Annotated in this window: 7 protein-coding genes and 2 pseudogenes; 5 read left to right on the top strand and 4 right to left on the bottom strand. The window is 57.8% G+C overall.

Features of this window, described 5'->3' with window-relative positions; all coding sequences use genetic code 11:
* Window positions 1-190: 190 nt before the first annotated feature.
* Together JJE66_RS00370 and JJE66_RS00365 are read left to right on the top strand one after the other, a co-directional pair.
* Window positions 191-544, top strand: a pseudogene (locus JJE66_RS00370) (hypothetical protein); the annotation flags it as partial.
* Window positions 545-681: 137 nt separating this feature from the next.
* A complete protein-coding gene (locus JJE66_RS00365) occupies window positions 682-1554 on the top strand; it encodes an acyl-CoA acyltransferase (protein ID WP_200512158.1) in 873 nt (290 codons plus the stop codon).
* 131 nt (window positions 1555-1685) lie between these two features.
* Here JJE66_RS00365 and JJE66_RS00360 read toward each other — a convergent pair whose 3' ends face one another.
* Window positions 1686-3218, bottom strand: coding sequence for a hypothetical protein (locus tag JJE66_RS00360; protein ID WP_200512157.1), 1533 nt, complete (start codon window positions 3216-3218; stop codon window positions 1686-1688).
* Between the two features lie 29 nt (window positions 3219-3247).
* A complete protein-coding gene (locus JJE66_RS00355) occupies window positions 3248-4390 on the bottom strand; it encodes a glycosyltransferase family 4 protein (protein ID WP_200512156.1) in 1143 nt (380 codons plus the stop codon).
* A 291-nt stretch (window positions 4391-4681) separates the two neighbouring features.
* On the opposite strand from JJE66_RS00355, the gene JJE66_RS00350 reads away from it, so the two are divergent.
* The gene (locus tag JJE66_RS00350) at window positions 4682-6790 is read left to right on the top strand and encodes a GumC family protein (RefSeq protein WP_200512155.1); all 2109 of its coding nucleotides are present in this window, start codon (window positions 4682-4684) and stop codon (window positions 6788-6790) included.
* Window positions 6791-6880: 90 nt separating this feature from the next.
* Entirely contained in the window at window positions 6881-8002 is a 1122-nt protein-coding gene (locus JJE66_RS00345; RefSeq protein ID WP_200512154.1) for a glycoside hydrolase family 5 protein, read from the top strand.
* Between the two features lie 38 nt (window positions 8003-8040).
* Here the strand turns inward: JJE66_RS00345 and JJE66_RS00340 are convergent, their stop codons facing one another.
* Window positions 8041-9387: a lipopolysaccharide biosynthesis protein gene (locus JJE66_RS00340; protein WP_200512153.1), complete on the bottom strand. Its 1347-nt coding sequence runs from the start codon at window positions 9385-9387 to the stop codon at window positions 8041-8043.
* A 306-nt stretch (window positions 9388-9693) separates the two neighbouring features.
* On the opposite strand from JJE66_RS00340, the gene JJE66_RS38795 reads away from it, so the two are divergent.
* Entirely contained in the window at window positions 9694-11229 is a 1536-nt protein-coding gene (locus tag JJE66_RS38795) for a hypothetical protein (RefSeq protein WP_409362787.1), read from the top strand.
* Here the strand turns inward: JJE66_RS38795 and JJE66_RS00330 are convergent.
* Window positions 11225-11350, bottom strand: a pseudogene (locus JJE66_RS00330) (IS5/IS1182 family transposase); the annotation flags it as partial. The gene JJE66_RS38795 and the pseudogene JJE66_RS00330 sit on opposite strands and share 5 nt — an antisense overlap.
* Window positions 11351-11720 lie beyond the last annotated feature (370 nt).

Raw genomic sequence — 11720 nt, 5'->3', positions numbered from 1 at the left:
TTGTTCAGAATTTGAACGATGCAAAAAGATGCGCTTTAACCGCTCACTCGAAATGTAGCGTTGTTAACCCTCTATTTCGTCGACCAATTTGAATCAAATCTCTACCCTCGGGCTCCAAAACTCGCTGCGGTGTGCCCGCGAGCCCGCACGACTGACAAGAACAATTGCAGACAACAGGAAGTCGAAAGCCATGACCGTCGCTGTTCTGCCCACTTCGCCGGACATCGCGCCGCAGACCGTCGATCCGCTCGATCGTCTGAGGGATATCTTGTTTCATCGCATGGGTGCTGACGGCGTCTATGCGCGCACTGCGCTCTATGAGGACGTCGTGGAGGGTCTGGCCGCCCTGATCACCCGGCCTCGCGAAGCCGGCACCGAGGTGATACGCTTCCCGCCGGTGATGAGCCGGGCCCAGCTGGAAAAGTCCGGCTACGTCAAGAGCTTTCCGAACCTGCTCGTCTGCGGCCTGCATGGCACTGAACGCGAGATCAACGCTGCGGTGAGCCGCTCGGCATGGACCGCCTGGCGATCGCCATGTTCGCCACGCACGGTATCGATACCTTCGCCCGGCCCAGCAAGGCGCAGGAAGTCCTCGGGCTCACGCCGCATATTGCGGCGGACGCCCATGTCGAAAGCTGGCGCTAAAAAGCGAGTACCACCATTACCACGGGTAAGACGAGCGTGATCCAGACCAAGGTTCGTTGCCGCGAAATCAGGGAGTCCGACGTCGATGCGGTCGCGGATTTGCTGACGCGCGGCTTCGTGGGTCGCTCGCGCGACTACTGGATCCAGGGCTTGCGGCGGCAGGCCTTCCGGCCGGTGCCGGACGGCTATCCGCGCTTCGGCTATATGCTCGACAATGAGGGCCTGCCGTTCGGCGTGCTGCTCCTGATCTACACCGCGCGGAAGGACGGCGAGGAGACCACCATCCAGTGCAACCTCTCGAGCTGGTATGTCGAGCCGGCCTACCGCAACTATGCGCCGCTCCTGACCAAGATCGCCCAGCGCCACAAGGAGGTCACCTATCTCAACATCAGCCCGGCACCCTGGACTTGGCCGATCATCGAGACGCAGGGCTTTCGGACCTACTGCCAAGGACTGTTCATCTCTGTGCCGGCGCTCTCGCGCGTGCCGCGCTGCTCCAAGATCGATGTGATCGCACCACATACCAAGCAGATCGAGGGCCTCGGCGAGGTCGAGACCGAGCTTCTGACCCGGCACGCCCGCTATCACTGCCTGAGCGTCGTCTGCCGTACACCGCAGGGTGTCTTCCCGTTCATTCTCCAGCCTGTGAGCATCCGCCGCGGCAGGATCGCACCACCGGCAATGCGGCTAATCTATTGCCGCAGTGTCGACGAATATGCCGCCTGCGCGGGGCGCATCGGGAGGCTGCTGTTAAGGTTTGGCAAGCTCCTGGTGCTCGTCGATTCCAACGGCGGGATGACAGGCGTGCGAGGCGCCTATACCGAACGTGGTCGCAAATATTTTAAAGGCCCGCATTGCCCCCAACTTGGTGATCTTACCGACACGGAGCTGGTGCTGTTCGGTCCCTGATGGAGCTTGCGGCTCGTCAACTCGCGCTCGACCTCATATTTTGCGAAGTACGTTCTGAGGCGGAGCGCAGTTGAACGATAGCTCTTGCTGCGATTTGAGACCTCTGAGGTTAAGCCGCTCGTCGCCCCCGCTCATCGCGGCGCTGCCGCCGCCACTCCGGTCCCGGAAGGAGAAGATATGGGCCTGCGCAGGAGAGAGCTCTTTGGCTGAATCCGTGATCCATCGATGACCTCGAGATTGCCGCAACGATTGAGGGTGTGGAGCTTTCTGCCGGGCCACAGGAGGCCGGGCCCAATGATCCGCCGAACGACTTGCTGGAACGTCGTCGGGGATAGTTCCAAAATTTCCGCAAGGCCGAGCGCGGTACCATATCCATTTGAACAATCCTGCACCGGCCGCCACAGCTTTCCATCGATTTTTACGAAATTTCCTGCCGGTCTCGTGCTTGCGCGGTCCATCAAGACCGGATTGCTTGCATGGGGTAGCCAGGGACCGAACAGATTGTCGGCATAGAAAATCGATAACATGTCGGAGTAACCGGCGGTGCCGTCGCGCCAGGCTCCGAATAAATAATTCAACCCGTTGTGGTGCGTGATGGTGATATCGGAGAGCTCAAAGTCGGACAGCAGCGTGCAGTAACGCTCCCATTTGTCAGGAAATCGAACGCATCGATAGAGCTCGACCGCTCGATGTTCGGAGCTTTCAGGAATCATCCATAAATCCTCGCCGTCCTTGATCAGGAACGGATATGAGAGGTGCCATGGCTCTTCCAGCACTGGCATGACCTCTCCAACTGGGCCCGTGCCGTCGAACTCAATTGCAGAAATGATTCCCTTGCCCACCCGGTGGTCAAGGTCCTCAAAGAAGACAAACGTTTGTCCTTGCCATTCAACCGGAAATGGATCCGCGTAGAACCGATGTCCCGGATCTCCAAGCACGTTCCAGGCAGGTCCCGACAAACTCCCGGACTGAAACACACTCGTGGTCGTACTGTAACGCCATCCGACATGCCAATGAGGCGCGTAGCAGCACAGCCGGTATATTTCCTTTGCGATTGAGGTGGCCAAGCCCCGCAGAACATAGCTGGTAGGTTTTAGCTCGGCGCTGCTGGCAGCAGGATAAGCCAGCTGAGGCAGTATCCTGGGAGCGCCACTGAGGATTGCCGTTAGCATTGTCAGGGTGCGCGCCATGACGGTTTCAAGCGAGCCACTTAGTCCGACCGCAATTTCTCCAGAGGGACGACCGCGATCGAGTATTGTTCCGTCGAGATCATTGACGATTTCGATAACAGGTAGATCACCTGCCAAGATAGCCGCTAAGGCGGCGTTTTCTCCTGCGGCCCCATTGAAGCGCGGCCGCAGATAAAGCGAGGCCGGGCAGTTAGCTTCCCGTTGCCCGGTGGTGAAATCAACGACCACGTCGGCTTTACTTGGGATGCAGAGGGCGCCTTTCGGGATAGTAGTTAGTTTATCAGCGCCACCCCGTTTCCCTCTACGTAGCACCAATCGCTCAAGCTCGAACAGAGCTTCTAGTCCGGATGGTCGGGCCTCGGTCGTTGCAGACCAGGCGATCTGGATGGGGATATCCTGGCCGTCGACGGATAAGGCGCGGCGGTTCATCCAGAACCGGGCATGTTCCTTCTCGCAGCGGAACTCGATCGTCATCTGCGCCATCTTCCTGAGGCAGCCAAGCATCAGATCGCCTGATTGAGAATTTGCACATACTCCTCAATCATCGTCTCTACCGAATATCGAGATCTCAGGCCTTTGGCATTTTGCCGCAGCTCGCTACTCAGACTTTGGTCAGTTAAAACTCTGGATACGGCCTCGAATAGCTTTGCGCCGTCCGACGAGTCGACGAAGAGTGCTGCTGGCCTGCCCTCGACCGATAACACTTCTCGTAAGACTTCTAGATCGTTAACGACCAAAGGAAGGCCCGCGCTCGCCGCCTCAACCGCCGCGAGGCCAAAGGTCTCGGCTTGCGAGGGGAACACGAAGACGTCCAGGCAGGCTAGGAAGCTCGCCATCTTCTCCGGGGAAATCTCCCCGATGAAATGGAGTCTGTCGACTACATTCAATTCATCCGCCAAAAGCCTTAGCCGCTCTTCGTCCGCACCCTGACCTGCAAGGGCGAGATGCCAAGACGGTTGGTGAGCCAGCAGACGGATGGCAGCATCAAGCCGCTTGTGAGGGTGCAATCTTGCCGCGCAGCCAAGCAGCGCAGGATCGAGCGGCAACTTGAACCGCTGCCGTGCGATCCTCTTTGGCACGTCCAGCGATTTGTCCTCGAACCCGTGCGGGACATATTTCATTCGCGCACGATAGGGGGAGGGATAACGGGTATATTCGCGCTGCATATGTCGCGAGTTGAGCGTTATGCAATCGAAGAAGCCGAGGCTTCCCATCACGATGTCGGCGGCTCGGACCGGCCAACTCATCGACATCGCGGACGATACCTGATTTGCAATAACGGGGGCTCGGCAAACAAGCCGGCTGACGCCGCCGCCGATCACATTGCCGAAGTGTTGAAAGGTGAGGACCGCATCCGGCTTAACGCTTCTGATGTGGGAACCGAGGGCCCATAGCATTCGTAGCAGGGCGATCGGAGTTCCCGGTCGGCTGGAGGCGCAATAAAAGGTGCTGGGCGGCTCGTCGAAAGACTCCGATTTACGAAAAAAGAACACGTTAAAGATTTCGTAACCGCGGGCGCCTAAACCCTTTCCAAGAAGCCTTGTGATCTCCTGTGCGCCGGCGTTTTCAGCCTGGGTCTGCAACAGAAGCACGCGCCGCTTAGGCGTACTCGTGCTTGTGATATGAGTGGCGGTCGACGACCTCATTGCTGCCCCCTGGGCTTAATTGCTTGGCTCAAATAGAGCACGCATGCTTCGCAGGTCTTCGCGAGTATGCCTGTATCACCTACCATGCGGTGAACGCGCGGACATCGACTTGCTTCCAACGGAGTTAATGCAGCGGGCGCAATGCAGCGAGACGACGATCCGCGCCATCGGTGGAATCGTTGGCCCTTACCCGTCCGGGCGCAACAGCCGTCAACTGTAGGTTAACCATGAATACTTAGGCTGCAGTGGGCCACTGAACAGTGACTCTCGGTTGAATTGAGTCCAAAAGCCATGACGTTCGGTAGCCGTGCATCTCAGCGAAGCCCGATGAGGCCTGCAGCCTCTTGGGAAGCGCCGCGAGCTGGGATGGCGAAGCCGAGCCGCTCCGACAACACGTTCATCAAGGGACAGCTCACCCTCTCCGGCGCATTTTCGTTCCTGCGTGAGAATGGCCGACGCATATTGCTCTTGAGTCTCGCTTTATTCGGGCTAGGCACAGTGGTCCTGATGGTGCTTCCGGTCCGATTTGCCGCGACTGCACTGGTCGTCGTAGATCCCAGAGAGCAGCGCGTCACCACTGATCAAGACGTGCTTCCCGGCATTGGGCAGGACGCCGCAGCGCTTCAGAGCCTCATTGAAATTGCCAAATCAGACGGCTTTCTGAGGCCGCTGATTGAGCAGCTCAAGATTGCAGACGACCAAGACATTGCGGGCGGTCAAACCGATACAACGCGCCTGCTTGACAAGTTCCGCAGCCGCCTCGACATATCGCGGCGTGGGCTGACATACGTCATCGCTATTGCATTCACCTCGGACCGGCCCGACAAGGCCGCCCACTACGCCAACGCCGTGGCCGAGGCATTCGTCGCAAGCCAGGGCCGCACGCGAACAGAGGCCACCGATGAAGCGGCTGATTGGCTCAAAAATCGTCTAAAGACGCTGAATGACCGCCTGCGCGCCTCGGAAGACGCGGTCGCGGCCTTCAGGCTCGAGCACAAGATCGTCAATGCCGGTAGGGAGTCCACGACCCAGCAACTGCGTGTCACCGATCTCACCCAGCAGGTCTCGACAGCCAGGGCCCGGACCGAAGAAGCAAGGTCGCGTTACGAGCAGGCGCAACGTGATCTCAAGGCTAATGTGGACAGTCCGGCCAAGCAGGACCTATTGAGCATGTTGCGAGCGCAGCGCTCGGCGCTGAACGACCAAATCGCCCAAAAAAAGGCGGTGTTCGGCGATCGCCACCCAGACCTCGTGATATCGTACAGCCAGCTGAACGATCTCAACCGACAGATCGAGATTGAGCGAAAGAAGAACATCGATACCACCAAGTCCGAATATGAGGCACAGCTAGGACAGCAAAATTCGCTGGAGAACCAGCTGAAGGCGGTCGAGACGCAAATGCTGGTCGACGGTCAGGCGCAAGTCAGGCTGCAGGAGTTGCAGCGAGACGCCGAGGCCAACAAGAACATTTATGAGCAGTTCTTGTCTCGGTTCAAATCGACCAACGAGCAGCGTTCACTGCAAACCTCTCAAACAAAACTTGCCTCGCTCGCCACCCCTCCTCTTCGCCCCACGCGTCCGCCTCTCGCTTTGCTCCTCGCAGCTTGGGCGTTAGCCTCGCTGTTGATAACGACAGCCGCCGTAGCGATGACGAAGGCCATGTCGGACGACCCGGATGTCGCCATATCTCCTTCCTATGCCGCACCGGAACAAGCAGAGCCTCCAAAGGTCCAAAAATCAACGAATGCCTTACCACCGCTCAGAGTGTTGCCGAACTTTCCGGTGTGGAGTCGCATCCCAGACCTGACGCCGGGTTCGGGCAAGGCTATCTGGCAGAGGCCAATGGCTGCGGCACATGAACCAGACGTAGCTCCGTACCTGCGTCCCGTGCTTGAAAAAATCGATGTTGTGGCAGGCTCGGGCTGCAAGGTCGCACTCGTGCTCTCGGTGGGCAAGAGCGCCGGCGGCAATACTGTCGCACGGGCGTTGAATCGCGCGGCGGTGAACGGAGGCAAACTAAGCGCCCTGATCCAAGTTCTGCCCGAATTCGGCGTGGCAACGGTCGATGAGCAGGATGGCGCCACCGCGGCCGCAGTTCAGTCCGTCAACGAACTCCTCGGCGTGGGGAGAGGGGCGGTTGCCAGACCTGCGGACGACATTCGTTCAGACTTTGATCTCATCATCCTGCACGCATCGTCCCTGGCTTTTCAGCCCGAGGCGATATCGCTGGCCGAGCACGCGGATCTGATCATCCTAGTCGCTCGCGCCTCCGAGCTTGATTCGGCGGCAATGAAAAGAACAACCGCGGCGCTGTCCAGGTTTGACGGCGTGCCCAGCGGCCTGATCATCAATTATATGCCGTTGAGCTCACCCGCTTCTTATGCTGAAGCAACATTCTGACGGTTAGATCCTGTAGACTTCACCGGCAAACGCGGTGGCGCTGTAGTAACGGTAAGGCGATCGTCAATTCAGGTAGATCGGCGTGTCCAAATGCGAGGATGGCTTGTTGCTGCGATTTTCCTCTCGATCTGGTACGGCCACCCGGTGTCCGCGAATATCTGCGTATCGTTGGCCGATACGGTTCCGGCGGACAGGCTCGATGCGTTGTCTCGCGGGTTTAATGCCGACGGCTGGATCAACGGCGCAAAGTCTATGCCGCCAAGCTTGGAATTGCTGCGACGGCTTCGCAAAGCGGGGATGAGCCACGTCCGATTGCCGGTGCCTGCCGAGCAGATTATGCCTCTGTTTGCTTCGCAGGAGCAGAGAGACCAAACGCTTTGGCGCCTCAATCGAGCATTGGAGCAGCTCACATCCTTGGGCTACTCCGTCTCCGTCGATCTGCATCCCGGCGAGCGCTTCAATCGCCTGCATCAGGAAGATGCGAACGCGTCGTTGCGCGAGATGGAACGCGCGTGGAGCGTTCTTGCTGAGGTTGTTCGATCATATCCATCCGATCGTGTGTTCGCCGAGTTGCTCAACGAGCCCAATGTGAAAGCCGACAGGTGGCAAGTGGAGTTCGAAGCGCTCGCGACCTTCGTTCGCAGATTGCTTCCCAAGACCACCCTGATTGCCGGCCCGGCCAATTGGCAGAGAGCGGACTCGCTTCCGGAGTTTCGTCCGTTGCAGGATGAAAATGTCGTGTACGCCATCCACTTCTACGATCCGATGGTATTTACACATCAAGGCCATTGGGAAGCGCAAGAACCGCTTCACTGGATCAAAGGATTGCCTTACCCGATCGGCGCTCAAGATCCCAGGGTTCAAGTGCTCCGGCGGGAGTTGGAAAACGAGGGCGCCGCGGCAGCCCTCGATATGCTCGATCGGGCACTTGATCTCGGGCGTGGAAAGCCCGGGATTGACCGATGGCTTGATCCCGCCGTTGCCTGGCAGCAGAAATTCTCACGCCCACTTATCATCAACGAATTCGGCGTACTGAAGGCCAGCGCTCCACGAGAAAGCCGGCTGAGATGGCTCGCGTTAGTGACCTCCTATGCTCGTGAACATTGCTGGGGCTGGACGCATTGGGAATTGGCTCAAGGGTTCGGTTTACTGGACGACATGACCGGAAAACCTGACGAAGGTGTCATGCGGGCGTTGCTCGGCGCTCCTTAGCAGTAGGGCAACCGGCCGAAACGTGCTCCAAATCCCGCTTACTCGTGCGTTTCGGCCGTAGGGACAGAGTAGGTCACGATTTTGGAGGATCTGAAACCGGCCAGCACGAGGATCGATGGATCAACGCCCGTTGTTCGACGACATAGGATGTTAAGAGCGATCGTCGCCAGCGCGAGTGACATAGTTGCCGAAACGGCGGCACCGAGTACACCAATCCAGGGAATGAGAACAACGAAGCCGAGCAGCCGAAGAACCACGTTGGCGGCGACGATGGGAATATATTTGCCCTCGTGACCGGTCAACTGAAGGATTGCGGCAGCGGGCCCTCCGGCGGCCTGAACAGCTGTCCCGATCGCCAATACGACCAATACCGATTGTTGATCGGCGAAATGTGCGCCAAACAAACGAAGCAGGTAGGGAGCGCCGATACAGACAAGAGGAAGAGCGCTCATAACGCACAGCGCCGTCACCTCCGCCATGAGATGCAAGGTGCGTTCAAACTGCGCATGGTCCTTGCTGAAATAGAGTGAGGGTAGTCGGCGCGCTCCAAAAGTATATAGCGCAGCAGATAACATCGCAAAGATATTAGCCAAACGCGAGGCCGCGAAATAGACCCCGGCGGTTGCCGAATCCAGCATCCAATAAACAAGTATGACGTCGAAGTACTGGTTTGCCGCCTCAAGAATCGAGGCGATCCAGAAACGAAGCGCGCTCCACCGCCAGCGCGATCTTTCCGATTGCGCAGGTACATCTCGCAAGTTCGGCAGGGCTCGTGCGATTGAAGCGATCTGCACGAACAGTCCGAGCGCCATCGCAACGGTGATCAAGCCAAACAGCACGGCCGGCTCGAGCCGCCCGTGGCGCAGGAAAATAGCGAGCAGGATCAGGACTACAGCAACACGCCAGAAAAACTCCCTGTTGCCTTCCCCCATCACAATGCTAACGACGGATCGGGCAATCTGGCTGCCGAGCATCAATCCGGCGTTCACTGCGGCGAAGGCGCAAACGATAACTGTCAAGACCCACCACTCGCCTCTGATGGTTGCCACAGCCGCAATCGCGCAGATCGCGATCGACATCGCAACCGATGAGATGCTCAAACTGGAGAGCAAAACGCCCTTGATGAGGCTGGTTTGCTGATTGACTTGGTACTCGTTCAGGAACCGAACGAGAAGTAGCTCCTGGCCAACCAGGCCCACAACCGATGCGATTTGTGCAACTGAAAGCAGCGTTGCAAATTCGCCGAAGCCGCTGGGCGACATCGTTTGTGCCGCCAACGAAAACATCGCGAAAGCAAGACCGCCGCTGCCGACCTTGAGCAGAATGGTTCCGGCAACGCCACGCGTTACGTCACGCTGTATCAGGTGGAGAATGAAATCAAACATGAGAAGATCCGGTGCACCTCTCTCTTCAAGAGCAGAGACGTGGTTGGCTACATAGCATGCCTACGAGCCGGGTGTGTTAATGCGGTGCTTTGGACGCGCCGGCGGCCTCTCCTAGAGCCATCAGCGGGATCCGAGTTAGTTTATTGCGGGCAAGGTGACGGGGGAGCAAGCGGAGGCGCTCCTGCAACTCAAAACTGGCCCGCACGGTGATCTCGCGTTCTACATCTTGGCGGAACTCGCAACTGTTAACGAGACGTTACACATTCGGCGCTATTGCCATTAGGTTCGAAGCCGAAAGTACACTATATGAGCGGCCCGTATCCGGCGCAGTATCAGATCGCGGAGCTCGAAATTGCAGAGCAATTGCCTGCGTCCGCGCGCGATCTGGTCCCGACGATATGCCTTGCAGTAGCGTCGATCGGCTTTGCTTCGATCTTGCACGTGGCGAGTCCAATTCTAGCCATTGCTGTCGAGACGCTAATCGCCGTCGCCATCGTCATCGCTGCCCCGATGCATGCGCCGCTAATCGCCATCTTTATTTTGTTTTTCCAAAATCTGTTCATCTCTGTTCTGTCGCCGCTCATTCCTGGCCCATCCGATTTGGACTTCATCAAGGGCTACAACTTTCTCGTTTGCTCCGCCATGTGGCTGCTCACCTTCGCGCTTTATGTGCTTGGCCAAGGGAAGCAGTCGGCTGAGGTTAATCAGATCATGCGCTGGGGTGTCGCCGCTCTGGCATTGGCAGCGCTCTATTTCGCGCTTGGCGTCGATCACGATGCGCGAGCGGCACTGGCTTATCTCCGCAATATTGTCCTTCCGCTGTTCTTGTTTCAACTGTCGCTACTGACTGCCGTCACCTATCAGGTCCGGGCCACGCCGTTCCTGGTGGCGATGGCGGTCGTTTTGGTTCTTCTGGGTTATATCGAGTTTGCATTCCGAGATTCTTGGCTAGCCATCACGAACGGCTATACCTTCTGGGGTTTCGAAGAGCTGAAGGCTGCTCATTCGGGCGCCTGGGAAGCTGAGATGCGAGCCACGGGAAATGTTCCTGTTGATCTGAAGGACCATTTCAAGTTTGATTTCTTGAATACTCCTTTGCTCGAAGGGTCCGGACTTTCCCAGCTTCTCCGCATTAACGGCCCAAACATGCATCCGATTAGCTTCGGATATGGCATCGCCTTTTTCGGCCTTTTTGCGTTTTCAGTCGGACGTCCGTTTTTGGCGCTCGCCGCGCTGCCTCTTCTGGTGCTCTGCAGTGTCAAGGGTGCGCTCATCATGGTCATCTTTGTAAGCGCTGCCTGGATATCGACCCGCTTGCTTGGAGCTTCCGTGACACTCGCGTTAGGTTTGGTCGCGTTGATTGTCTTTGCGGTCGTTGCGATCCGTATCGGCTTGCAAATTGGCGACTATCACGTCATTGGCCTCATGGGCGGGTTGAATGGATTTCTCGAAAAGCCGTTCGGTCGCGGTTTGGGTGTCGGCGGAAATCTGTCAGACAGCTATTTCTCAATCGACTGGGGCGCTGCGCAGCAAAGCGGCACGATCGATGGTGCGGTCGAAAGCGCAATCGGCGTCTTGCTGTACCAGATGGGCATCGCCGCTTTGGTGCCGATTGGTTTTTATTGTGCGGTAGCTCTAAAAGCCTGGCGGCTGTACGCGTTCTCGGGGAACCTGACGCAAGGCCTTGTTGGGTTTGGCGTCATGGTCGTGCTCCTGAATGGATTGTTTCAGGAAGAAGCTCTGTTTGCGCCGCCGGCGCTTGGGCTCTTGCTGGCGCTCGCCGGACTCGTGATCGGAAGCCAAATAAGGGTTGATACCGCGAGTGCGTCGACCGAGGCATGAGTTTGGTGGTCAACCCGCCACGCGAGCGACCTACGGCCTGATTTTGAGTCCCCCCATTTGCGCCGGTGCCATGCTGGTGGACCCGGACGCGCGTGTTATCGATCATGACATATTCGAAATTCGGAAGTCCTAGGGAGGCGCGGTGTTGAACTCTTAATCAGCGGGTCGCCGGTATGCCAACGCGTTTTCGATGAAATATTCCACTGTGCCGAAATTCGGATGTGCTGCATTAAATACGCATCCCGGTTCACTCCGATGGTGTTCCGCAGGTCGTAACTCCTTCGAGCGGTTTCTGTGGGCGCAGCAGGCTTCCATCAGAGGTGTGGGCAGGGCGGCGTCGCGGTGAGGCTGTTGGCAGACAAGTGATCTTTTGCCCGATGTTGCTGACTGTCCTGACCGACGGGACGGGGGCGTTCCGCAGGCGGGCGGCTCAATCAAACTCAATCACCGGAAACGGTACAGCAATCCCAAAGCCACACCGTGGCCACAGC

The organism is Bradyrhizobium diazoefficiens (genome assembly GCF_016612535.1).
In the GTDB taxonomy this organism is placed as follows: Bacteria; Pseudomonadota; Alphaproteobacteria; order Rhizobiales; family Xanthobacteraceae; genus Bradyrhizobium; species Bradyrhizobium diazoefficiens_C.
This window is presented reverse-complemented; position numbering and strand designations above follow the sequence as displayed.